The sequence below is a fragment of the Mesorhizobium sp. M0207 genome (assembly GCF_040321995.1).
Lineage (GTDB): Bacteria > Pseudomonadota > Alphaproteobacteria > Rhizobiales > Rhizobiaceae > Mesorhizobium.
The window spans coordinates 37699-62500 of sequence record NZ_JAMYSQ010000011.1 but is presented as its reverse complement, the minus strand read 5'-3'; the positions used below and the strand labels follow the sequence as shown (position 1 = coordinate 62500).

Annotated in this window: 21 protein-coding genes and 1 pseudogene; 17 read left to right on the top strand and 5 right to left on the bottom strand. The window is 59.5% G+C overall.

The genetic code is table 11. The features are described 5' to 3' along the window. Positions 1–69 precede the first annotated feature (69 nt). Entirely contained in the window at positions 70–333 is a 264-nt protein-coding gene (locus NKJ15_RS16540) for a DUF6894 family protein (protein WP_352542287.1), read from the top strand. 179 nt (positions 334–512) lie between these two features. On the opposite strand, the gene NKJ15_RS16535 is transcribed toward NKJ15_RS16540, so the two are convergent. Both NKJ15_RS16535 and NKJ15_RS16530 read right to left on the bottom strand, forming a co-directional pair. Beyond that, positions 513–1229 carry a thiamine pyrophosphate-dependent enzyme gene (locus NKJ15_RS16535; RefSeq protein WP_352816269.1) on the bottom strand — a complete coding sequence of 239 codons (717 nt, stop codon included), beginning with the start codon at positions 1227–1229 and terminating at the stop codon, positions 513–515. 164 nt (positions 1230–1393) lie between these two features. Further along, positions 1394–2053 (bottom strand): annotated as a pseudogene (locus tag NKJ15_RS16530) (thiamine pyrophosphate-binding protein); the annotation flags it as partial. 700 nt (positions 2054–2753) lie between these two features. Here NKJ15_RS16530 and NKJ15_RS16525 point away from each other — a divergent pair. After that, positions 2754–3143: a hypothetical protein gene (locus NKJ15_RS16525; RefSeq protein WP_352816267.1), complete on the top strand. Its 390-nt coding sequence runs from the start codon at positions 2754–2756 to the stop codon at positions 3141–3143. A 186-nt stretch (positions 3144–3329) separates the two neighbouring features. Next, positions 3330–3461: a hypothetical protein gene (locus NKJ15_RS16520; protein ID WP_352816265.1), complete on the top strand. Its 132-nt coding sequence runs from the start codon at positions 3330–3332 to the stop codon at positions 3459–3461. Between the two features lie 463 nt (positions 3462–3924). Here NKJ15_RS16520 and NKJ15_RS16515 read toward each other — a convergent pair whose 3' ends face one another. The 3 genes from NKJ15_RS16515 to NKJ15_RS16505 form a co-directional block, all read right to left on the bottom strand. Then, positions 3925–4950: an ABC transporter permease gene (locus NKJ15_RS16515; protein ID WP_352542291.1), complete on the bottom strand. Its 1026-nt coding sequence runs from the start codon at positions 4948–4950 to the stop codon at positions 3925–3927. A gap of 23 nt (positions 4951–4973) precedes the next feature. Further along, positions 4974–6512, bottom strand: a complete 1539-nt coding sequence (locus NKJ15_RS16510) for a sugar ABC transporter ATP-binding protein (RefSeq protein ID WP_352816263.1) — start codon at positions 6510–6512, stop codon at positions 4974–4976. A 73-nt stretch (positions 6513–6585) separates the two neighbouring features. Continuing rightward, complete coding sequence (locus NKJ15_RS16505; protein ID WP_352816261.1) at positions 6586–7515, bottom strand: sugar ABC transporter substrate-binding protein; 930 nt, start codon at positions 7513–7515, stop codon at positions 6586–6588. Positions 7516–7979: 464 nt separating this feature from the next. Between NKJ15_RS16505 and NKJ15_RS16500 the strand changes: the two genes are divergently transcribed. The 14 genes from NKJ15_RS16500 (at position 7980) to NKJ15_RS16435 (ending at position 24698) form a co-directional block, all read left to right on the top strand. Further along, complete coding sequence (locus NKJ15_RS16500) at positions 7980–9098, top strand: LacI family DNA-binding transcriptional regulator (protein WP_352816259.1); 1119 nt, start codon at positions 7980–7982, stop codon at positions 9096–9098. Between the two features lie 80 nt (positions 9099–9178). Beyond that, entirely contained in the window at positions 9179–11281 is a 2103-nt protein-coding gene (locus tag NKJ15_RS16495) for a hydantoinase/oxoprolinase family protein (RefSeq protein WP_352816257.1), read from the top strand. Between the two features lie 14 nt (positions 11282–11295). Then, positions 11296–13110 (top strand): hydantoinase B/oxoprolinase family protein, encoded by a 1815-nt coding sequence (locus tag NKJ15_RS16490; protein ID WP_352542296.1) that lies wholly within the window; start codon positions 11296–11298, stop codon positions 13108–13110. Between the two features lie 75 nt (positions 13111–13185). Continuing rightward, positions 13186–14094, top strand: coding sequence for an aminotransferase class IV (locus NKJ15_RS16485; protein WP_352542297.1), 909 nt, complete (start codon positions 13186–13188; stop codon positions 14092–14094). An 18-nt stretch (positions 14095–14112) separates the two neighbouring features. Further along, entirely contained in the window at positions 14113–14877 is a 765-nt protein-coding gene (locus NKJ15_RS16480) for an SDR family oxidoreductase (RefSeq protein WP_352542335.1), read from the top strand. Positions 14878–14948: 71 nt separating this feature from the next. After that, positions 14949–15695 (top strand): SDR family NAD(P)-dependent oxidoreductase, encoded by a 747-nt coding sequence (locus NKJ15_RS16475; RefSeq protein ID WP_352542298.1) that lies wholly within the window; start codon positions 14949–14951, stop codon positions 15693–15695. Positions 15696–16556: 861 nt separating this feature from the next. Further along, entirely contained in the window at positions 16557–16790 is a 234-nt protein-coding gene (locus NKJ15_RS16470; RefSeq protein ID WP_352542299.1) for a DUF6894 family protein, read from the top strand. A 236-nt stretch (positions 16791–17026) separates the two neighbouring features. Beyond that, entirely contained in the window at positions 17027–18241 is a 1215-nt protein-coding gene (locus NKJ15_RS16465; protein WP_352542300.1) for an ROK family transcriptional regulator, read from the top strand. After that, positions 18238–19497, top strand: coding sequence for a M20 family metallopeptidase (locus NKJ15_RS16460; protein WP_352542301.1), 1260 nt, complete (start codon positions 18238–18240; stop codon positions 19495–19497). The genes NKJ15_RS16465 and NKJ15_RS16460 overlap by 4 nt, the downstream gene beginning before the upstream one ends. A gap of 33 nt (positions 19498–19530) precedes the next feature. Further along, the gene (locus NKJ15_RS16455) at positions 19531–20592 is read left to right on the top strand and encodes a substrate-binding domain-containing protein (protein WP_352472940.1); all 1062 of its coding nucleotides are present in this window, start codon (positions 19531–19533) and stop codon (positions 20590–20592) included. A 60-nt stretch (positions 20593–20652) separates the two neighbouring features. Beyond that, complete coding sequence (locus tag NKJ15_RS16450) at positions 20653–21714, top strand: substrate-binding domain-containing protein (protein ID WP_352542302.1); 1062 nt, start codon at positions 20653–20655, stop codon at positions 21712–21714. A 35-nt stretch (positions 21715–21749) separates the two neighbouring features. Continuing rightward, entirely contained in the window at positions 21750–22724 is a 975-nt protein-coding gene (locus tag NKJ15_RS16445) for an ABC transporter permease (protein WP_352542303.1), read from the top strand. Positions 22725–22736: 12 nt separating this feature from the next. Further along, complete coding sequence (locus NKJ15_RS16440) at positions 22737–23936, top strand: alanine racemase (RefSeq protein ID WP_352542304.1); 1200 nt, start codon at positions 22737–22739, stop codon at positions 23934–23936. Between the two features lie 9 nt (positions 23937–23945). Continuing rightward, positions 23946–24698, top strand: coding sequence for an ATP-binding cassette domain-containing protein (locus tag NKJ15_RS16435; RefSeq protein WP_352458022.1), 753 nt, complete (start codon positions 23946–23948; stop codon positions 24696–24698). The last annotated feature ends 104 nt before the right edge of the window (positions 24699–24802 follow it).

Genomic DNA, 24802 nt, shown 5'->3' with positions numbered 1-24802 from the left:
CACGGTTGTTATCGGTCGGCGTGATTTAGAGCGACAAAGGCCTGCTGACCAACCAATTGCTAGGCAAGCGTGAACCATTCCCGCCATGGTGTGTTTGTAGGAATGCCTCGCTTTTTCTTCTTCACCGACACCGGCCAAGTCTTCCCAGACCTGGAAGGCACATATCTGCCCAACCTCGAAGCTGCAAACCAAGAGGCGGTAAGAGCCTTGGTCGAAATCACCAAAGATAAGCTGCCGGATGGTCTCTATCGAGAGTTTGTGATGAAGGTACGCGACGAAAGCGGCCACAGGTTCGCAGAGGCAATGCTCAAGTTTGAGCTGCGGGAGCGCTAGACGTCTTCAAAATGCTTTCGGCCTGGGACAAGTCTGAAATAGTAGCTGCTCGATTGAATGAGCGCCGCGCGCGCGCAGACATCGAAGACCTTCGGCAGACCATCGACGAAACCCGCCGTGTAATCGCAGCTTCGCGTAAGCTGTTGGACCGGCTAGCCGAAGACCACCCGGCCATCTTGTCAGTAAGCAGCTCCTGCCGGCCTACCAAGGCGCGTTGACGTTGCGGGGCGTCCTGTAGGGTCAGTTCCGAAAATGCAGCCCAGGGCCGGTTTCAGCTTGTCGGCGCTCTCGACGCGCCAGGAGTCGATGCCGAAGCTCTTGGCAATTTCAGCGAATTGCGGCGAGTAGGCGCCGCCATTGCCCATATTGAATTCGCTGGCGGCATGGCGGCCGAGGATCTTTCGCTGTCCGCTGCGGATCGCCATGTAGCCGGAATTGTTTTGCACGACGACGATGATCGGGATGTTGTGCATCGCTGCCACCGCCATCTCTTGCATCGACATCATGAAGTCGCCGTCACCGAGGATGACGCAGACCTTTCGGTCCGGGCAGGCGAGCTTGGCGCCGAGGGCAGCCGGCAGCGCCCAACCCATCGAGGAGTAGCTGCCGGAGGTGATGTGCGTGCGTGGCTCGTAAACCGGATAGCTCTGTTTCACGACGCCTTGCGTGTTGCCTGAGCCGACGAGAAGAATGTCCTCGCGACCCATGATTTCGCGAAGTTCCTTCAGCGGACGCTGCATCGTGAAAGGGAACTGGTTGCTGTCGCGACGTGCGGCGAGCTGCGTTTCCCAATCAGTCTTCTCACGAGCGACCGCGTTGTGGAATGCTTCCCGCCGGGCAAGTGCCTTGTTTGACTGCTCGGACGAAATGGCATCGATGATATCGGCGAGCGCCATCTTGGCGTCGGCAACAAGTCCGACCGCCGTCGGGCAGTTCTTGCCAATCTCCTGATGGTCGATGTCGATATGGACAAGCTTCGCCGGCGGGATAGAGAAACTGACGCCTTTGCGCCAACTGGACGCCGATCGGTGAAGCGGCAGCCGACGGAAACAATGAGGTCCGCCCCGGCAGCGATATTGTTGCCGGCCGAAGTTCCCGTCTGGCCTACTGCTCCTGCGTAAAGGACATGACCTTCCGGGAAGGCACTCTTGCCGTTCCAGGTCGTGACAACCACGGCGCCGGTCTTTTCGGCCAGCTTCCTCACTTCCGGTGCTGCTTCCGCCGTGATGGCGCCGCCGCCAACCACGATCACCGGACGCTCGGCCGAAAGCAACGCCGTGGCGGCAGCCTCGACTGCCCGCTGGTCAGGTCGGGCGCGGCCCATCGCCATCCTGAGATCAACGTCGTGGATGTCCACCTCGGCTGCTTCCGACTGGATATCCATCGGCACTTGGACATGCACCGGACCCGGATGACCGCTGAGCATGGCGTTGAAGGCTCGATGCATTATAAAGGGCAACTCATCAACGCGACCAGCCTCGAAAGATCGTTTGACGGCGCCGCTGGCGATCTGCGGGAAAAAATTGGTGCGGTGACGATCGAGCTCCTGCATGACCCCGTGGCCTCGCATATGCGTCGCCGGCCCGCCTGTGAAGAGCGGGACCGCCGTCGAGTCGGCGTAGGCCGTTGCGAGGCCGATGATGGTGTTGGCGGCGCCGGGGCCAATCGAAGTCATCGCCGCCATCGGCTTGTCCGAGGCGCGCCAGTAACCATCGGCCATATGCACCGCGCATTGCTCGTGCATCACCTGGATAACCGGGATTTCGCTGCCCTTATGCAAGAGGCCTCGAGCATCGCCCAGCATCCGTGCGCGGGGATGGCTGCCACATATTTTATGCCGTACTTCTTCAACGCAGTCGCGATGACCTGGCCGCCAGTAAGCTTCATGCCTGCAGAACTCCCCTCGCCAGCGGTCTGCCGTGGCACGTCTTCACGCGCAGGCATGCATTTGCTCCGCTCTTTTGTGATTTGCCTTCCATGTGCACGACCATTCCTCTGGTAGGTCGGCCCGGATCGGCTGAATGCCCTGCGATATGACTTCGCCGACAGACAACTCGCAATTTCTCAATGATTTCTAATGTGACGCAATCTGAAGCGCCCAGTGCGTAAGATGCTGTCGGTGCATGCTGACCCGCGTTCGGCGACGGTGCCCGGTTTCCGCAACGAAATCGGATCGGCCGCTTGAATTTCGACGCCAGACCCTCTGTCCGCTGTTGGATCGACGACTCAGCCGGTGTCGCGGATGGTGCAATACCGGCCGGCGACGCGAGTATTGCGTCAGATCGCGCTGATCGAAGCGCGCCTGCGAAATTGCGGATGCCCCCTCTTTCTGTCCTGTTGACCGTCAGTCGTTGCGCCTTTTTCACGACTGCCATCGCAGGACGGCATCGCCCCATGGTCCCGAGAGATGTGGGAATCGAATGAGTATTCATCGGGGTAGCGGCCTGCTGCAGCATCGACCTCTGAATTTCACGGACGATTTTGTCGCCGCCGATTTCTTTGAAAATGGCTCCGGCCTGCACATCGAAAGCGGCATAGTCGTCAACCTGTCGAGCACCCGGCTGGCCCTCGATGATGCGATCAAGACTTCAATTGCGCCGTGGCGCTCGGCCATGCTGTCGAAGGCGATGATCGAACAGAGCGGCCGGATCGAAAATTTGCAAGACAGTCGACCTGAGTGGTGTCATGTTCCGCGGCTGGGACTGGCTCGGCAACCGCATCCGGTCTTTCCCGCGCCAGATTCCGCTCTTCATCTCACCGCAGCACACGGTCGGCGAAGTCGAGCTCGACCCGCTGTTCTTTTCCGGTGAGATCGCCGTGGAACGGCAATTGCAGCGCTTCGTGCTCAAACTAACCTCTGGTGGTCACCCGCTGGAACCGACTGGTTCATTCACCACAACCCTCCCTTCCTCGAGGTCCACACGCAGATATTGGGAACCGGCCGCATGCAGAAATTCCGGGAGAAAGACCAGGCAACGCTTTATTGAGATGTCCCCATGGTGCCGGGCTTTGCCTATGAGGCGTTTTGCCGGGTCAGCGGAACGAACCAGTGGCAATATCCGTGGCATCGCTATTTCGCCGACGCCGACGCGGTTTGGTTGGCTATCGAACTGCACCCGATCAGCTGAGTTGATCGTTATGGTGAGCGACTGTGGGCAGTTCTTGCCGTGGGCTCGAATCGTCCAGTCAATGGTAGAAAATGTCCAACCGCATCAGATCGTTCACTGACTCGGCAACTGCCCTCAGGGTCGCCCCGCGCCTCCCCGATGCTCTGGCAGCGGCCCGTTTTGTAAGATCCGACGCACGGCTCGCCCCATGCTTGTCGACGAGGCGACGAGCAAAGTCGTGAACCCTGGCCAAATATCGCCACCTTTGAGATATGCATTCGACTAATGAGCCGACGTCAAAATGCTGCAGTTCCAAACTGTGTAGCGCTTTGATTTGCATTTTCGATCTCCATCGATGGAATTTTTGAGAATTGACCTAAAGTCCTTTTGTGCTTGCGGAACCTCCTTGCCTTGGTGGGTTTCATCTGAACGGCTTTTTATTGTACCTTTTTGGAAATAGACGCCCTTCGACCGCGAGCTCGATCTAGGAGCGCTTCTGCCGATTCCGGTAGACATCAATGGTCACGGCCGTGACGATGATCAGGCCCTTGACGATTTCCTGATAGTAGGCGTCGACCCGCAAAAACGTGAATCCTGACGACATCACGCCCAGGATCACCACGCCGATTACGGTGCCCCCTATCCGGCCGACCCCGCCGGCAAGCGACGTTCCGCCGATCACGGCTGCGGCAATCGCATCGAGCTCATACATGTATCCCATGCCGGATTGAGCCGTCTGCGCGCGCGCTGCGGTGACGATGCCGGCGAGCCCGGCAAGCATTCCGGCGATCGCGTAGACCTTAACCAGATGCCTTTCGACATCTATGCCGGAGACCCGCGCTGCCTGGACGTTCGCGCCGATCGCATAGGTGTACTTGCCGTACCGGGTGTAGCGAAGCGCAACATGGAAAATTGTTGCGACGACTATGAAGACAAACACCGGCCAGGCAGCCGAGCCGATGGCGGTGAATTGATCGGTCAGCCCCGAAATGGGCTGGCCCTTTGTATACCATTTCGAAATACCCCGAGCCGAAACCATCATTCCGAGCGTTGCGATGAACGGCGGGATGCGGGCATAGGCAACAAAAACGCCGTTGGTTATGCCTGCAATCAAACCGATCAAGACACCAACGGCGATCGGGACGATCGCCGGCAAACCGGTCAGTGATGGATAGAGAGCTTTCGACCATTCCGCGGATTGCGCAAACCCAGCCGCCATCATCGCACTTGCCGCCACGACGGACCCCGAAGAAAGGTCGATGCCGCCGGTAATGATGACCTGCGTCACGCCGATTGCGATGATCCCCACCACGGACACCTGGAGGATGGTGATCGTGAGGCGTTGCGGATTCCAGACGAAACTCTGCCCGATCAAAAGCCAGCCGCACACCTCGCAGAGAAGAACGATCCCCACCAGGACCAGGAAGATATTGAGCTCCTGAGGTTTTCGCCAACCGTCAAAGCTGCCACGGTAATCAGGAATGGCGGCGGCTGTTGTGTCTTTTCCCATCGTGCAGTTCCTCTATTCCTCGCTTATTTCGAAGCGAGTTCCATTATTTTGACCTGCGTCGCCTCATCTCGGTCCAGAACGCCGGTGATCTTTCCTTCATGCATCACCATGACCCGATCGCTCATTCCAAGGATCTCCGGCATCTCCGAGGAGATCAGAATGACGCCCGCGCCCGCGCTGGCGAGTGATGAGACAAGGGCGTGAATCTCAGCTTTGGCAGCAACGTCAATGCCGCGTGTCGGCTCGTCCAGGATTAGGATGCCCGGTTTGGTCAAAAGCCAGCGTCCGATCAGCACCTTCTGCTGATTGCCGCCCGATAGGTTTTCGACCGTGGTGTGGATTCCGGAGCTCTTGACGCGCAACGCCTTGCTCATCTCGTTGCATGCCGCGGCAATCACCTTGGCTTGGACGAAACCGGCTTTGACGAATTGGCTTTGAAGAGCCGCAATCTGCATGTTCTCGAGAATGTCGAGGACGAGAAAACAGCCGCTTTGTTTTCTGTCTTCTGTCAGGAAGGCCATTCCATTGGCGATCGCATCGCGTGGCGATTTCAAATCGACGCGTTGCCCCCTTATCCGTGTCTCGCCGCTGGTGGCGGGCGTCACCCCGAAGATCGTCTCGGCAACGTTGGACCGCCCCGACCCGATCAAGCCGGCGAGGCCCAGTATCTCGCCCGCCCGCAGATCGAAAGAGACCCCCGAGAAGACGCCGCGCAAAGTGAGGTCCCGAACCGAAAGTAAAACATCATCGGTCGGAACATTCTTCTTCGGAAACAGTGTTGAGATGTCTCTGCCAACCATCATGTGGATGATCTCATCCCTGCAGGTGGCCGCCGCCGCGTGGGTGCCGATATATTTGCCGTCACGAAAAACGGAGATCTCGTCTGATATTTCGAAGATCTCGTGCATCTTGTGTGAGATATAGACGATGCCGATGCCCTGGTTTCTCAGGTCGCCTATTATCTCGAAGAGGTGGGCCGACTCGCGCTCTGTCAGTGCCGAGGTGGGCTCGTCCATGATGAGGACGCGCGAGCGATAGGAAACCGCTTTCGCGATTTCCACCATCTGCCTGTTGGCAATCGACAGATGGCGAACTTCCGCCTCTGGATTCAGGTTGATTTTCAACTCCGCCAGAAGATCATAAGATAGGCGATTCATGCGCCGATGGTCGATGATCCCAAATCGGTTGCGCGGCTCTCGGCCTATCCAGATGTTCTCCGCGACCGTCATCGAGGGCATCAGGTTCAACTCCTGATGGATCATGCCGACACCCTGCGCCAGCGCATCGAGAGGCGTTTTGAACTGAGCGGAAACGCCATCGAGGAGGATCTCTCCCGCATCGGGTTGATATATCCCTGCCAGGATCTTCATCAGGCTGGATTTGCCCGCGCCGTTCTCACCCATCAGTGCATGGACGGTACCCCGTCTGAGTTGAAAGCTCACGTCGTCGAGAGCCACTACGCCCGGAAACGACTTGCTGATCCCGGTCACGCTCAGCAGGCAGGGCTGACGCTTGTCCTCAAGACAAGGTGGGGTTGAGGTAGCGGCGACTGTGGTCTGCATCGAAGTCGTCCCAAATCCAGATCGAACGGAACAGTTCGCGCGCCGATCGTCGACCGGCGCGCGATGCTGGCGATCAATTCCTTTTCAGGTATTTGTCCATGTTGTCCTTGGTGACGAGTTCGAGCGTGGTGAAGACCTTCTTGTCGGTCTTCTCGCCTCGCGCCAGCTTCAGAACTGTGTCGAGCGCGCCTTTTCCTTGGCTGATGGCGTCCTGGAAAACGGTCACCTTGAGGTCGCCTGATTTCATGGCTGTCAGGGCGTCCTGCGTTGCATCGATGCCGGCAACGACATAATCGCCGGTTGATCCCCCGCTTGCCTTGATGGCCTGAAGCGCACCCAGTGCCATCTCGTCGTTGTTAGCAATGACAGCGTTGAAGTTGAGACCAGCTGACATCCAGTTTGTGGTCAGGTCGAGCGCCTGCGTGCGAGACCAGGTCGCCGTCTGCTCTTCGACGATTTCGATGCCCTTGCATTCGTCGGACTTGAAGACCTCGTGCACCGCCTCGGTGCGGCCACGCGCAACCAGCGCTCCGAGTTCACCCATCAGAATCACGGCCTTGCCCTTGCCATCCAGCAAACGACAGACCTCGCGCGCCTCCAGGCTGCCTGCCTGGATCTGGTCCGAGCCGACGAACGCCTGCTTCTCCGGCAACTGATCGACGTTGGAAGGCTGATTGTTGGCGAAGACCAGAGGGATTCCGGCTTTGTCGGCCGTCTTGGACATCGCGACGCCGGCATCGGCCTCTACCGGGATCACGATCATCCCATCGACCTTGGCGGCAATAAAGTTTTCGATCTGGCTTTGCTGCCGGGCGATGTCGCCCTGCGCATCCTCGATCAACAACGTCACATTCCCAAGGTCTTTGGCGTGTGCCTCCAGGCCGCTGCGAAGAATCGCAAGAAAATTGTCGTCGAACCGCTGCATGCTGAAGCCGATCGTTTCGGCGTGAGCAGGGACACCGAGTAACGTTAGACAAGCGGCAGCTAGCAAAATCTTTTTCATGTTCCGTCTCCGTCGGTTTTTGATGATTGAAAGTTTGTCATTGCCGACTTCGCCCCGGTACCCGTCGGACTAGCGGCGGCATCGCAAAAAACGATCGTGCAAGTTTCAGGCGTCGCGTTGCCCTTTGCCAAACATGTTCGGCGCCGTTCAGCCTGCTGCGAAGCTCTTCGGCTTGCTTACAGTAGGTAAAACGATACACTAGATTTTTTTCATCTGTCAACTGCCACTTGAGGAGTTTGCCTCCCATCAGAGTCAGGTGATTCCTGCAAACCCCATAATACCAGCGGCATTACCTCCGATAGCCTCAGATCGACCCTCGATTGACACAGACGATTTTTAGTGTACCGTTTTACCGACTTTCTCGATCGCACAGCTGCGGGGCCGGACTCGCGACCATCGAGGTTTCGTTCTCCTTCGGGAGTCGTAGAATGAGGGTCTCTGGGACCTTGGGAGATTTGAACGTCATGCCGCCGAAGAGTGGATCGCCCACAGATGCTGCGGACCGCGCCACCATTCAGGACGTTGCGAAAGCGGCGAGCGTATCGGTGAGCAGCGTCTCGAATTACATGAACAATCGATTCCATCGGCTCGGGACGGAGACCCGGACGCGGATTGCGACGGCAATTGCCGAGCTTGACTTCCGACCAAACCAGGCAGCGCGCCAACTAAAGACTGGCAAGGCCCGGGTAATCGCCCTGGTCGTGCCCAGCATTGTCAACCCGTTCAATGGCCAAATGGTGTTCTCGATAGAACAGGCTGCGGTGAAGGCGGGTTACAGGGTTCATCTGTGCAACACCATGCGCGATCCGAAGCTCGAGAAAGAGTTTTTGGACAATCTGGCTGCCATCGGCGTTGCCGACCTCATCACCATTGCACCCCTGAACACCAGGCGCGGTTACTACTCGGCGTGGAGCGATCTTTCGATCGTTGCCGTGGACGCCAACAGGCTCGATTTGAAGCTTGCTCGGCTCGATACGGTCAATCTCGATCATGAGGCGGCAATCGGGATGGCTGTGGAGCATCTGTTTGCTCTCGGTCATCGGCGGATAGCCTATGTGACCGATCCCCTCATCACCCACAGCCGGGTGATGAGGTTGTCCGGTTTCAAGAAAGCAATGAAGGATCACGAACTCGACGACAGTCAGGCTGTCGTGCTCGAGCGTCACCAGAGCGCACTTGATATCGCAGACGCTCAGATGGTCGAGGTCGGTCGTGATGCCGCTTCCGATGTGGCGGCGCTGTCGCCCAGGCCCACGGCCATTATCGCGTTCAACGACATGATCGCGTTGGGCCTGCTGGCGACTTTCCGTTCCGCCGGCATTGCCGTTCCAAAGGACATGTCGATTATTGGCGTGGACGATGCCTGGATCAGCCAGCTGTCATTTCCTGCACTGACGACCATACGTCAGCCTATCGAGGCGATGGCCAGCGCTGCCGTCGAGCGTGTTCTCAAACCGAATGCGGAGCCGGCCAACGCCGGCTCCGACGCGATTTTTCTGCCCGAACTCGTCATTCGAGACACATGTGCGAAGCCACAGGAAGATGCCGCCACGCATGTCCGGAAACGACACTTAGAACAGTAGCGCCAAACAGCGCCCTTCTGCCAACAACCCCAGAATATCCGGCCGGATACATCCGCGCTGGCACGAAAGAGGCTTGCCTTATGAATACCCACGCCACCCAGATCAAACCAAGCGCAAATCATATCAGGATGGCGTGCGACACCGGCGGTACTTTCACCGACCTTGTCGTTGAAGATGGCAACGAGATAAGGCTGTTCAAAGCATCGACGACGCCTGATGACCCAGTGCGCGGCGTGCTCGATGCCTTGGATCTCGCTGCCAGGCACTACAGAATGAGACTCGGAGATTTCCTGAGCCGTGGCGCCATGTTCGTCCACGGCACCACCCGGGCTATCAACGCGATCATCACCGGCAAGACGGCGAAAACAGCCTTCATCACGACCAAAGGTCATCGTGACATCCTGGTCATGCGCGAGGGCGGGCGCATTGAGCCTTTCAACTTTACGGTCGCCTACCCTGAACCCTATGTGCCTCGGCGGTATACGTTCGAAGTGGATGAACGCGTCGATGCTCGCGGCAAGATCGTCGAGGGACTACACGAAACCGACTTCATCGCGACAATCAAAAAACTGCAGGCGCTGAAAATCGAAGCCGTTGGCGTTTGCCTTCTGTGGTCGGTTGTCAACCCGGTTCATGAGCGGCGTATCGCAGAACTGCTTAAGGAGCATCTACCGGATGTTCCATACACGCTCTCGCATCAGTTGAATCCAACCCTGCGCGAGTATCGTCGAGCTTCCGCGACCGTCATTGACGCCTCGCTGAAACCGCTGATGTTTAAGTATCTCGATGGCTTGACCAACAGGTTGCAAGACGCCGGTTTCAACGGTCGAACACTGATGATTACCTCAAGTGGCGGCATCATGGATGCGACGGCAGTTGCACGGGCTCCGATCCACTCGATCAATTCGGGACCGGCGATGGCGCCCGTCGCCGGCCGCTACTACGCAGAGCGCGATTTTGGCAATGCCATCGCGATTGTCGCGGACACGGGTGGGACCACCTTTGATGTCAGCCTGGTGCGTGACGGGCGCATCCCCTGGAGCCGCGAAACATGGATTGGCCAGCGCACACGTGGCCATATGACCGGCTTTCCATCTGTCGATATCAAGAGTATCGGCGCCGGAGGCGGCTCGATCGCATGGGTCGACAATGGCGGAATTCTGCAGGTCGGTCCGCAGAGCGCGGGCTCGACGCCGGGGCCCGTCGCTTACGGCCGCGGAGGAACCGAGCCCACCGTCACGGACTGCGCCTTGATCCTGGGTTATATCGATCCGGACTTCTTCCTGGGCGGCGCCATGGTCCTCGACCGGGAGGGGGCGACCCGGCAATTGCAATTGAAAGTCGCCGAACCGCTCGGCATCAAAGTTGAGGAAGCCGCTGCCGCTGTGTTGAGGCTTTCAACCGAAAAGATGGTCGGAGCGATCGAGGAGATCACGGTCAATCAGGGCATTGATCCCCGCTCGGCCGTCATGATCGGCGGCGGCGGCGCCGCAGGACTTAATGCAGTCGCAGTTGCCAGGCGCCTTCAATGCGCTGGTGTCCTCATTCCCGAAGCAGGTGCCGTAATGAGCGCGGCCGGGGCCCTGATGTCGGAGCTTTCGTCGGACTATGCGCAACTGCAGTTTACAACCAGCGACAGATTTGCGGCTGACAAGATCAACGAGGTTCTGGCAGAGCTACGGAAGCGATGCCTTGAGTTCGCGGAAGGGCCCGGCGCCGGGGCACTCGACTGCCACATCGAGTATTCCGTAGAGGCGCGGTATCCGCATCAGATCTGGGAAATCGACGTTCCTCTCCCGCTTGATCAGGTGAAGAGCGAAGGCGATTTGAAGCAGGTCACGGATGCGTTCCATGACACCCACCAGCGTATTTTCGAGATCAGCGACCGCAATTCCAATGTCGAATTCGTGACCTGGCGCGCCAAGGTCAGATGCAGACTGACTGATCGGGCCACCGGCACGCTCCCTCCCGAGGGTGATTTTGCCGGTGGTCGCGCAAAGCGGCCGGTTTACTTCACCGAACTCGGCTGGAGCGACGTCTCGGTTCATCGCTACGAAGCCATGCAGCCGGGCGAACCGGTTGCCGGCCCGGCCATCATCGAATCGTCGTTCACCACCGTCGTGGTCGATCCGGGCACAGTCGCAGAACGCACGGCCAGCGGTGGCCTGCGTGTGACATTCTAAGGAGGCGCTTACCCATGTCTGAGCAAGTTTTGAAAAAGGCGCCTGACGGCGTTCAGATGGCGATGATTTCCAGCCGTATGGAGACCATCGCACGCAAGATGCAAAACACGCTTTTCCGAACCGCCCGCTCCGGTATCCTCAACACGGCCCATGATTTCTCATGTGTTGTTCTGACTGCTGACTGCAAGCTTCTGGCGGCTGCGGAAAGTCTGCCGAACCACACGCTCATCGGCCCTGATTTGATGTGCCGGGCGGTCCTCAAACACCATCCGATGCTCAAGCGCGGCGACTGTTTCCTTCACAACAGTCCATACGAGGGAAACTCCCACGCGGCCGACCACTGCATGATCGTCCCGGTCATCGACGACGAAGGCATCCTGCGCTTCTTCGTGCTGGCCAAAGCACATCAGGCGGACTGCGGTAATTCCCGCCCTTCCAGCTATCTGGCGGACGTGAAGGATCTGTATGAAGAGGGTGCCCTGATTTTTTCTGCGACGAAGATACAGGAAGACTACAAGACCAACGACGACATCGTGCGCATGTGTCAGGCCCGCATCCGGGTTCCGGACCAATGGTGGGGCGATTTTCTTGCGAGCCTTGGATCCGTCCGCATCGGCGAACGCGAACTGCTCAACCTCGGCCGCGAGATCGGCTGGCATATGCTTGAAGGCTATGCCGACCGCTGGTTCGACTATTCCGAACAAAAGATGATTGAGGCAATCAGGAGATTGTCTTCAGGACATGTCGTTTTGGTGTCTGCTCACGACCCGTTCCCCGGTATCCCGGAGGGCATTCCCGTCAAGGTGGACGTTGAAGTTGATACGCACGAGGCCAGGATCATTGTCGATCTGCGCGATAATCCCGATTGCCAGCCCTGTGGCCTCAATCTTACTGAGGCAACCGCCAAAAGCGCAGCGATGATCGGGATTTTCAACGGCATCCTCGATCACCGCGTTACCGCCAATGCGGGCAGCTTTCGACGAATTGACATTCGGGTTCGCGAAAATTGTTGCGTCGGCATACCGAGGCATCCGGCCTCTTGCTCGGTGGCGACCACCAATCTCGCCGACCATGTCACCAATCCGGTACAGCGCGCAATAGCCGAGCTTTCGGCTGGCTTTGGGCAAGCCGCGACCGGTCCAATCCAACCACCAGGAATGGGTGTCATCTCCGGGCGCGATCCCTACAACAATGACGAGCCCTTCATCAATCAAGTCCACATCGGCATTAGCGGTGGCGCCGGCACGCCGGTCACCGACGGCTTTCTGACCATGATCCATGCCGGCAACGCGGGCATGTGCCATATCGACAGTGTCGAAGTCGATGAGCTCCACCATCCAATCATCGTCTACGATCGCCATATTCTCGACGACAGCGAGGGAGCGGGCACGTTTCGCGGCGCGCCGTCGGTCTACAGTGAGTACGGCCCGTGGGGCGGAAACTCCTTGACGGTCCTCTATACCGCAGATGGTACCATCACGCCTGCCGCAGGCGCTCGCGGCGGTGGCCCCGGCGGTCTGTCCAGAGCGGCAATGCGCAAGGCCGATGGTTCGGTCGTCGATCTTCCCCCCTGCTACGGGGTCACTCTGCAGCCGGGTGAGCACATGGTCTCTCACTCCGCAGGCGGCGGTGGATATGGTTCTCCACGGGAACGCGATCCCGCGCGCGTGCTGCACGATCTTGCAGAAGGGTGGATCAGCGTGCAGCGTGCACGAGACATCTACGGAGTAGCCGTCAAGGGATCTCCCGAAGACGACAATCTTCAATTGGACATCGTCCAAACACGCATCCTGCGCGCCAGCCGGAGCGAACTGGCGGTGGCCGTTTAGCCCGGCCGATACGCCGGGTGTTTCTTGTCAGGCTGCCCGACAACGGGCACGATTTTCAGGTCAAGGAGAACTACGATGACAGACGTCGATTGGTCCGCTGGCGCGGCCTACATTGATGGTGAATTCATGCCTCTCAAGGATGCCAAGCTCGGTATCACCGAATGGGGCTACCGCCGGTCCGACGTTACCTACGATGTCGCGGGCGTCTACTACGGCGCATTCTTCCGGCTCGACGATCATGTCAAACGCTTTCGCACCTCGATGACGAAATTGCGGATGAATCCGAAGGAAAGCGACGAAGAGATCAAGAATATTCTCGCCGAACTGGTGCGGCGTACCGGGTTGCGCGAGGCTTATGTGGCGATGGACTGTGTCCGCTCCCGCCCGCCGCGCGGCGTGCCGCTTCATCCCATAAACGGCCGCAGTTATTTGATTTGCCATGTCATGCCTTGGGTGTGGGTATTCACCCCCGAGCAGCAGGAACGCGGCGTGCACGCAATGATCGCGTCCCCCCAACGGATTGCGCCGGAATCACTCGACCCGACAATCAAGAATTTCCATTGGGGCGACCTGACGCGCGGGAATTTCGAGGCGCACGATCAAGGCGCCGAAACCTGCATTTTACTGGATCGTGATGGAAACGTCACGGAAGGACCGGGCTTCAATGTCTTCGCCGTCATAGATGGCAAGGTCATCACGCCGAAACGCGGTGCGCTGGAAGGTATCACTCGAAGAACAGTTCTGGAACTGTGCGACGAGTTTGGAATTCGCTGTGAGGTCCGGGATCTCTGCCGCGACGAATTCGAAGCCGCCGACGAAATCTTTTTCTCGACTACGGCTGGCGGCATTATGCCGGTAAGCCGTCTTGGAAAAAGGATCCTGGGGAACGACCGACCGGGTCCGATTTCCGCGCGGCTGAGAACAGCTTTTTGGGACAAGCGGAAGGACGGCTGGCATGCGACGCCAGTGTCTTACGCTTCCTGATCGAAGAGCGAAATGCAGATGCGATGGCTTTTCGACCTCAACGGCAAGATTGCCCTGGTTACAGGCTCGGGCCAGGGCATTGGCCTGGCGCTTGCCCGTGGCCTGGCGGAGTGTGGTGCCCTGGTTGTCCTGAACGGTCGTCGTGAACAGTTGTTGAAGGACGCTGCCACAGACCTGCTCAAGGACGGTCTGTCGGTGGAGGTGGCGGCCTTCGACGTCACGGATGCCCTGTCTGCGCGACACGGGGTCGAGCGGATTGAGACCTCGATCGGTTCGATTGACATTCTCATCAACAATGCCGGCATCCAGCATCGATCAGCATTGGAGGATTTCCCGGAAGAGAAATGGGACGATCTTGTTCGAACCAATCTCTCCAGCATTTTCTATGTGAGCAAAGCCGTCGCCAAAGGCATGATAGGCCGCGGTCGCGGAAAGATCATCAACATCGCCTCTGTTCAGAGCGAATTGGCTCGTCCGGGTATCGCGCCCTACACGGCGACAAAAGGGGCTGTCAGAAATCTGACTCGAGGCATGTGTGCGGATTGGGCAAAACATGGTTTGCAGATCAATGCCATCGCGCCTGGCTATTTCAAGACGCCGCTCAACGAAGCACTTGGTCGGGACCCCGAGTTCTCCACGTGGCTGGAACGGCGCACGCCGGCCGGTCGATGGGGCAATGTTGAAGAACTCATCGGGGCTGCAGTGTTTTTCGCCAGCGACGCCTCCTCATTCGTCAACGGGCACACGCTCTACGTGGACGGTGGCATGACAGTGACGGTGTGAATGACTGGCCATGCTTGGGGCAAGCATGTCCTTTCGCTTCTCCATCATCCACAAAGTGGACGCGGATTCTCATGCAGGGAAGACATTCTCGAAGAAACTCAGCCTGCTACCCTTCGCTCAAGGGCAAGGTCATCTTTGTCACCGGAGGCTGCTCTGGTATTGGCGCAGCGCTGGTCCAAGGATTTTCCTGGCAAGGAGCTAAGGTAGCCTTCGTGGATATCGAGAAATCTTTGGCTGAGGCGCTTGTGACGTCCCTGTGCGAGCACGTATTTCCCCCGGTGTTCATCGAATGTGACATCCGCAATATCGATGCGCTCCAGATGACGATAGAGCGCATCAGGAGAGACCTCGGTGATATTTCAGTTCTCATCAACTATGTCGCCAATGACAGACGCGACAACAGGATGGCAGTCAACCTGCGGCCGATGTTCTTCGCTGCACAGGCTATTATCCCGCAGATGAAGCGTCTCGGAGGCGGGTCGATCATCAACTTTGGATCGTTGAGCGCGCGTACAGCGTCGAACATCCCCACATACATGACCGCCAAGGCTGGCGTGCACGGCCTGACAAAGGGGCTGGCTCGAGAACTTGGTCCTTTCAACATCCGGGTCAACACGCTTCTTCCGGGATGGGTGATGACGGAGAAACAGAGGCGCGCACATCCGACTCTGGAAGGAGAAGCCCAGATTGACGCGATACAGTCCATTCGAGCGCGCATTCGGCCCGAAGATATTGCAGCGATGGCACTGTTCCTGGCCAGTGATGATAGTGCGCTCTGTTCGTCGCAAGAATTCGTCGCAAATGGCGGATGGACCTAGCCCTCTGCGCGGCGACTTCACGGTTCCAGTGTTACAAATCTGACAGGCTGAATTGCCGCAAATCGGCATCAGAAAGGCTGAAGGGCCTTTGCGAGACTGGCTCCGGCCCGCACTAAATCGTCGAGGCGGTTTGTTGGCGTATCGTGCTCGAGCACGAGACAGTCGATCTCGCTGATCTTGCACCCGATAGGCCCTTGTCATTGAGCACCATGATTTCGCCGACGATGATGGCGTTCTCGACGTCTACCGTTTTTTGGCACTACGGGCGACGTCGCGGTATTTCGACGTCCAGTCGACGTCGCGGCGGGTGGAGATGCGAACGCCGCCGGCGTCTATAACAATCTGGAGCGATAGCCGTCGAACTTGACCTCGTGAGACCACCCGTCGTCCTTCGGGCGGCTTGGCGACGAGCTTGCGTTCCATCGGCGGAATGAACCGAGCGGGCCGGAGCCGGCACTTACAATTTACGCACTTCTTCGATTCTAGGCGACCTGATTATATTAGCCAGAACTAACAAAGATGATTCCGCACGTCGCTAGCAACAAAACGTTCAGCATCGCGTTGCAAATGAGCCAAGCCTTTGGAGGCACAAAATGGGCGACGACAACAGCAAGCGAGACTTCAGTGACCGCAACCGTGTCGGCGGATGAGTAGCTACGAGGTCGAATATTTCGCGCGGGAAACGGCGCTTCGCCGAGCCAGGTGAGCAAGCGATCAAGGCCTACGGCAAATAATCGCACTCGCCTGACCCAAGCCGCCAAGTCTTTACTCGATGCGAATGAGGCGTCGCGGCGGGGGCGTCTCACATAGACGAGGACATTTCCGACCGAGACCGACCAACTGAAATCGGCGTTATCGGCAATGCCGCGATATTTTTTCGACTTCGCAGATGCGAACGAACTGTACCCCGACGATCAAGGTACCGATCTGCCGGACGTCGAATCCGCCAGGCTCGAGGCAGCAAAGGCTCTGGCGGCGATAGTAAAAGACAAGGCGGACGGATCTAGCCGCGACTTTACGATGATCGTTCGCACCGAGACGGGCCAGGTTTTGCTACACGCTAGGATCAAATTCGAAATAGAGATGGCGCATTAGGGGCGGGGCGTCATAGAAAATACGAACGAGCGACCGTGTACCCTGCCAATCGTAGTAGCGAGAGCACATACAAAACCAAGACCAACGCACCCACAGACCTGCTTTTCAGCGGGACGTTAGATCGCCAGCGCTGCTGTTTTTCCCCGGTGTACAAACCCCCTTTTTGAGCGGCCAGTTGACGGCCGTCGAAAATGATTATTAAGTTCGGTCATAGAACGAATTAATCGGAGCTGCTGTTGAACGACCTGCCCCGCATTTCTCGTCAGTTCTCGCAGCGCTCCGTCATGGAGGCGATCGTGCAAGGTGGGCCGATCTCGCGCGCTTCGATCGCAAAGCAGACCGGCTTGTCCAAGCAGACAATCTCCGAGATCGTCAGGACACTCGAGCAGGAAGGCTGGGTGCAGGAGACAGGGCGCACGAGCGGACATGTCGGACGCACGGCTGTCACTTACGAACTCGTATTTGACGCGGCCTACATCGCGGCCGTCGACCTCGGCGGCGCCAAAGTCCGGGTCGCGCTCACCGATCTTGCCTGCCAGATATTCGCGGAGGAAACGGCGCCGACCGATCCTCGGGGCGGACAGTTCATCGTCGACCAGATCGTGGATCTAGCGCTTCAGGCGGCCGAGAGGCACCGAATCTCGCGCACAAAGATAAGGCTGGCGGTGATTGGTGTTCCCGGTGCACCCGACAAGAAGACGGGCCGCGTCCTGCTTGCCCCGAATATTGCCGGCTTTGGCACGATGAATGTCGTTGGCGCTTTCGAGCACGCATTCGGATTTCATGTGGTGATCGAGAACGATGTCAATCTGGCGGTGCTCGGCGAAAACTGGCAGGGGTGCGGCCGGGGTATCGACAACCTCGCCTTCATTGCGCTGGGTACCGGTATCGGCAGCGGCCTCATGGTTGGAGGCAATCTGGTGCGGGGCGCCAGCAATGCAGCCGGCGAGATGGGCTTTTTGCCGATTGGCGCCGATCCATTCGCGCCGACATCGTTGCGCGCCGGCGCTTTCGAGCGCGTGGTCGCAACCAGCGCCATGGTTGAACGCTACGCAACGCTGACGGGCAACATCGTCAACGTGCCGACGATTTTCCACTGTGCATCCGCTGGAGACAGGCATGCCGCGACGGTACTTGACGAAACCGCGCGCTACCTCGCACAAGGCATTGTGGCCATAGCGGCAATTGCCAATCCGCAAAAGGTCGTCCTAGGCGGCTCGATCGGGCTGCGGCCGGAAATCCTGTTGCGCGTTAGGGACCTGCTGCCGCGCTGCTTCCCCTACCCTATCGCCGTTGAGGCCAGCGAACTCGGGTCGCGGGCAGCGCTCATCGGCGCTGCCGCGATCGGGCTCGGCCAGTTGCACAACACACTGTTCGGCGTCGACGCGCCCGACGGACGCATTTCGCTTCCCCCAGCCAGTTCGGCCGTGCTGCGCGAGGCCACGCTATGACCGCCTCAAAGGACATCACCACCCGCTTGCGCGCCGCCCTCGATTGGGACGCAGCGGTTGAGCTTCTGCAGGGGGCAATCGGCCGCGAAAGCATAACCGGTCACGAAGAAAATTTTGTCGCCTTCCTTGAAGACCGCATGCGCGTGCTTGGCTTGAGCGAAATTCGGCGTGCGGAATTCGCGCCCGGCCGGCCCAACGTCTGGGGTGAGCGCAAAGGTGCCGGCGCCGGCAAGCGGCTGCTCTTCATCGGCCACACCGATACGGTCCATGTCGAGGGCTGGCGCGAGCACTGGGCTGGCACCGCCAGGCAGGATCCGTTTGCCGCGCCAATGATCGACGGGCAGATCTGGGGCCGCGGCGCCGGCGACCTCAAGGCCGGCATCTGCTCCGCGCTGTCGGCACTCTCTCTGCTCGACACCGCCGACATCCAACTGGCCGGCGACGTTGCCTTTGCCTTCGTCGGCGACGAGGAGAGCGGCCAGCCTGGAACCGGCGTCTCCGCCGGCATCAAGGACTTCGTCGGCCGCATCGAGAAAGGCGAAGTCGTGGCGCCCGATTTCGTCGTCTATGTGGAGCCTACCCGCCTTTCGGTTTATCCGGCCCAAATTGGCTTCTTCATTACCGACATCACCATCACCGGACGATCAGCCTATTTCGGCGTACCCGAACTCGGCAAGGATGCCTTGCGTGCAAGCCACGCCGTCATGAGCGCGCTGTGGAAGCATTCGGAAGATGTTGCAACAAGAGCCGAGCACCCGCTGATCGGGCGTGGCTTCCTGCTGATCACCGGGCTTGCGGGCGGCGGCTACATCGCGGTGCCCGAACGCTGCACGTTGTCGCTGATCCGCAAGCTGTTGCCGGGCGAGTCGCTGGACGAGGCCGCCGCCGAAATCGAGGCAGTGGTGCGCGGCGCCGTCACCGATCCCGAAATCATGTTGGCGTTCGCCTATCCGGCCGGTCGCGATCATCCGCTCGGGGGTAACGCCGCCGAGATTGCACCTGACAGGCCGGAGGTCGGCGCTCTTGCTGCCGCCATGGCCCGATCGATGGCTGGTCGCGGCGCCATCGAAGGCGCGCCATTCTGGTCAGAGTCATCATTTTTCACCAACCGGCTCGGCATCCCCGCCGTGTACTGCGCGCCAGGCGACATTCGCAACTGCCACACCTTCAACGAACACGTCGATGTCGAGGAATATCTGGCCGGCGTCGTCGGCTTCGCCCGGTTCATGGTGGAGTATTGCGGCGTTACGGAATGAAGGACAACTGAGAGCGAAAATGGGAGAACTATCATGCTGATAGACAGACTTGTTGCTACAGCACTTGCAGGTAGCCTGATGCTCATGGCCGGTGGAGCCGGCGCACAGACAGTGGGACCGAGCGGCGAGACGGCGACACCCAGCGCCGAGGTTAGATTGTCGGATGCAGACCTGGCCGCAGTAAAGGAGAAGGGCTACAAGGCCGCGCTGCTGTGGCACACCTCCTCCGACTTCACCAATGCGGTCACGTCCGGTGCCAAGGATGAATTTGCCCGTGCCGGCATTCAAATCGTCGCCACCACCGACGCGGGCTTTGACGCCGCGCGCCAGCGCAGCGACATCGAAACCGCGCTCGCGGCGAAGCCAAACGTCATCCTGTCACTGCCCCTCGATCCGGTCACTTCGGCCGAGGCGTTCCGTCAGGCGCTCACCGACGGCACCAAGCTGGTATTCCTTTCCAATCTGCCGAAAGGCTACAAGCACGGAACCGACTATGCAGCCATCGTCACTGACGACCTGTTCCAGATGGGCAAGCAGGCGGCCGATGCACTGGCCAAGGCGCTCGATGGCAAGGGCAAGGTCGGCTACATCTTCCACGACGCCAGTTACTATGTGACGAACCAGCGCGACCAGGCTTTCAAGACAACGATCGAGAAGGATTATCCCGGCATCAAGATCGTCGCCGAGCAGGGGATCTCCGATCCGGCGCGGGCAGAAGAGCTGGCCAGCGCGATGCTCGTGCAGCATCCCGATCTTGACGGCATCTACGTCACCTGGGCCGAACCGGCCGACGGCGTGCTGTCGGCCTTGCGGGCAAGCGGAAACACCAAGACCAAGATTGTCACGCTCGACCTCGCCGAACCGGTGGCGCTCGATATGGTCAAGGGCGGCAATGTGACCGCACTGGTGGCCGACAAGGCCTATGAGCTCGGCCGCGCCATGGCCGCTGTCGGCGTCAAGGCGCTGCTCGGCCAGGAGACCCCGGCCTTCGTCGTTGCCCCGGCGCTTACCGTGACCAAGCAGAACGTTGCGCAGGGCTGGAAGGATTCGTTGAACCGCGACGCGCCGCAATCGGTGCTCGACGCGGCCAAATGACAGGGCAATGCCCGGCGGCCAATCAGGGCCGCCGACATCATAAAAACAAGGGGAACCGACATGCGCATAGCAATTGGAATGTTGTCGGCACTGGTAGCACTCGTCGCTGCCAACGCCTTCGCAGCCGAGGGCACCACCACGGGACCGAACGGGGAAAAGCCGACGCCGGCAAAGAGCGTCGTGCTCACACCAGCTGAGGAGCAGCAGATCAAGGACGGCAAATACACCGCCGCGCTGGTCTGGCATGAGATGAGCGAATACACCAACGCGGTGAACAGCGGCGCCCAGGACGAGTTGAAGCGGCTCGGCATCACGGTCGTCGCTCAGACCGACGCCGGCTTTGATGCGGCCCGTCAGAAATCCGACGTCGAGACAGTACTCGCCAAAAGGCCCTCTATTATACTGTCCCTACCGGTCGATCCCGCAAGTGCGGCCACCGTCTATGATCCTGCGCGCCAGGCCGGCGTGAAATTGGGATTCGTCGACAATTCGCCGGCAGGCTACGTTCACGACAAGGATTATGTGACCATCGTTTCGGACGACCTTTTCCAGATGGGCAACAAGGCCGGGATCGCAATGGCCGACGCGCTCGGCAAGCAGGGCAAGGTCGGCTACATCTTTCACGATGCCGATTTCTACGTCACCAACCAGCGTGACGGAGCATTCAAGCACACGATCGAGCAGGACTATCCCGACATGAAGATCGTGGCCGAGGCCGGAATGGCCGACCCCGCGCGCAGCGAGGAAATCGCGCAGGCGATGATCACACAGCACCCGGACCTCGACGGTATCTATGTCACCTGGGCTGAGCCGGCGCTTAGCGTGCTGTCCACTTTGCGGGCGGCCGGCAACAGCCACACCAAGATCGTCACGCTCGACCTGAACGAACCGGCGGCACTGGACATGGTGAAAGGCGGCAACGTTGCGGCACTCATCGCAGACGAAGCCTACGACATCGGCGTGACGCTGGCGCGCGCCACGGCCGCCTCGTTGATCGGCAAGAAAGCCGCGCCGTTCATCGTGGTCGATTCCCTCGCCGTCACCAAGGACACTGTCAAGGACGGGTGGAAGCGGTCCCTCAACAAGGACGTGCCCGCGACCATCGCGGCCGCCATGAAATAGCGGCGGACAATGGCGCCCCGCCGGAGGAAGTGAGAATGTCGAGTGTCAACACCAGCCCCGGCCGGGCAGCGAGCTTGGTCAGCCGCTTCAACCTGCAGCAATATGTCGTCTATCTCGGATTTCTGGCGATCTTTCTGTTCTTCGCGATCGTACTGAAGGACAGCGGTTTTCTGACGGTCCGCAACCTGTCGAACATCGTGCTGCAGACGGCACCCGTGACGATCATGGCGATCGGCCTTGTCTTTGTCATGTCGGCTGGCGAGATTGATCTTTCGATAGGTTCGATCGTTGCCGTGGCAGCCCTTGCCGCCGCGGTGGCGATAAACGCCTACGGCTTGGTGGCTGGGGTGCTGGCCGGCCTCGGCGCCGGCCTGCTGATCGGCCTTCTCAACGGCGCCCTCGTGGCTTACGTCAAGTTGCCTTCATTCCTGGTAACGCTGGCGACGCTCGGGCTGTTTGCCGGCGTATCTCGCTCGATGACCGATTTGCGGTCGATCCCGGTCACCAACGACGCCTTCACCGGTTTCTTCGGCTCGGGTTCTTTGCTGGGTGTTCCGTCTTTGATCTGGTGGACGGTAATTGCCGTTGCGATCGCGCATCTCATCTTTCGCGAGACGCGCTTCGGCGCCCATGTGCTGGCCACCGGCGACAACAGCCGTGCCGCCAGTGTTTCCGGCATCAGCGTGGCGCAGATAAGGCTTGCCGTTCTGACCACAAGCGGCGGGCTCGCCGGCCTTGCCGGGCTGCTCTATGCGGGCCGGCTGCAGGCTGCGAAATACACGCTCGGCGAAACCGACCTTATGACGGTGATAGCGGCCGTCATTGTCGGCGGAACCCTGCTTAACGGCGGCAAGGGATCGATTGTCGGTGCGCTGGTGGGCTCGCTGATGATGGGCATGCTGAACAACGGCCTCATCCTGATGGGCCTGTCCGTCTCCGACCAGATGATCGTGCGCGGCTTGATCATTCTTGCGGCCGTCGCCGTATCGCTGCGCGAAAAGTCCCGTTGAAGGAGTTTTGTCATGTTCCTCGATGTTCTGCGGCGCCGCAATCCGAGCTTTATAGAAAGCGCCATGCGCCTGCACCAGGAAGGAAAGCTGCCGGCTAATTCCTATGTGCTCGACCTCGATGCCGTCGAAAGCAATGCCCGGGTCCTGAAGCGCGAGGCCGACCGGTTCGGCCTGAAGATTTTCGCCATGACCAAGCAGGTCGGCCGCGCCAGTTCGTTCTGCCATGCGCTCAAGCGTGGTGGCATCGATCAGGCCGTCGCCGTCGACATGGCCTGCGCGCGGGCAACGCACAGAGCAGGCCTGAGGCTCGGTCATCTTGGCCACCTGCAGCAGATCGCAAGGCACGAGGCCAATGCGGCGGCCAAAACGTTCAGGCCGGACTATTGGACCGTCTTCAACGACACCAAGGCTGAAGAAGCCGCTGCCGGCGCAAGGCTCGCCGGGTACACGCAAAACCTGCTTGCCCGCATCCGCGCCGATGGTGACGTTTTCTACCGCGGCCACGAAGGTGGTTTTGAGGCGGCTGATATCGCCGCGGTCGCCGAAAAACTGGATGGTCTCGACGGCGGACGGTTCGCTGGCATCACCACCTTCCCGGCGCTGTTGTTCGACCAGACCACGCGAACGGTCCTGCCGACACACAATCTGGCGACACTGGGCAGAGCTGCCGAAGCGCTCGCCAAGTCCGGTCGCAGCGACATAGAGGTGAACGCGCCCGGCACAACGTCGAGTGTCCTGCTTGGCGCGCTGGCCGAAGCCGGCGCCACGCAATGTGAACCGGGCAATGGCTTGGCCGGCACCACTGCGCTGCACGTCATGGAAGATCTGCCGGAGCTCCCTGCCGTTCTGTATTTGACCGAGATCTCGCATTTGTCTGGCGGCAAAGCCTACTGCCTGGGTGGCGGCTTCTATATCGATCCGATCTTTCCGGACTATGAGGTGAAGGCAATCGTGTCCGCAGAACCCACCACGGCCGCCGCCGCGCTCAGAAGCGTCGAGGTGCCGCCGCCTGCGGCAATCGACTATTACGCAATGATTGACGCTAGCGGCGCCAATGCGCCACGCTCCGGCGACACGGCGGTGTTCGGCTTTCGCGGCCAGGCGTTCGTGACCCGCGCCTACGTGGTCGGCATCTCCGGTGTCTCAAAGGGGGCGCCCCAAGTCGAAACGATCGAAAACGGTTTTGGCGAAACCGCTGCCTGGCCTGTCTAGGAGCAAGTGATGAACGCGACCACGACCGGCACGCCCCCTGTTTTGCAGCTGCGCGACATCCGCAAGAATTTCGGCGGCCTCACGGCAATCGAAAATTTCTCGCTCGAGCTCTATCCCGGCGAGATAGTGGCGTTGGTCGGCGATAACGGTGCCGGCAAGTCGACGCTGGTCAAGATCGTGACGGGGGTGCATGCTCCGACATCCGGGACGATCATCATCGAGGGGCAGGCGGTGGCAATGTCGAGCGCCACCATGGCGCGCGCCCACGGAATTGAGGTGGTCTATCAGGACTTGGCGCTCGCCGATCAGCAGACCGTCTACATGAATATGTTTCTTGGCCGCGAGCCGGTGAACCGCTTCGGCCTGCTCGACCGACGCCGGATGATCGACGACACCGAAAAGCTGGTGAAGGATCTCGACGTTCGCATCCCATCGGCTCACGCCACCATCCGCGATCTTTCGGGCGGCCAGCGCCAGGGCGTGGCGATCGCGCGCGCCACGCACTGGGCAAGCAAGCTGATCCTGCTCGACGAGCCAACCGCCGCGCTCGGCGTTGCCGAGACCGCCAAGGTCGAGACGATTGTTCTGTCGCTGAAGCAGCGCAATATCGGCGTGCTGATCATCAGCCACAGCCTCGACCAGGTGTTCAGGCTCTCAGATCGGATCTGTGTTCTGCGACGTGGCAAACAGATCGGCGTGCGCAAGACCAGCGAGACCGACAAGAACGAGATCGTCGCCATGATCACCGGGCTTCAGCACTAGCCCGGTCCGACAGAGGCGCGCCGTTCAGATATTGCGTTACCCGAGCAGCGAGTGGCATGATTTCAGATCCACGATCAGGCCTCGGCCACAGAATGTCGTCAGCA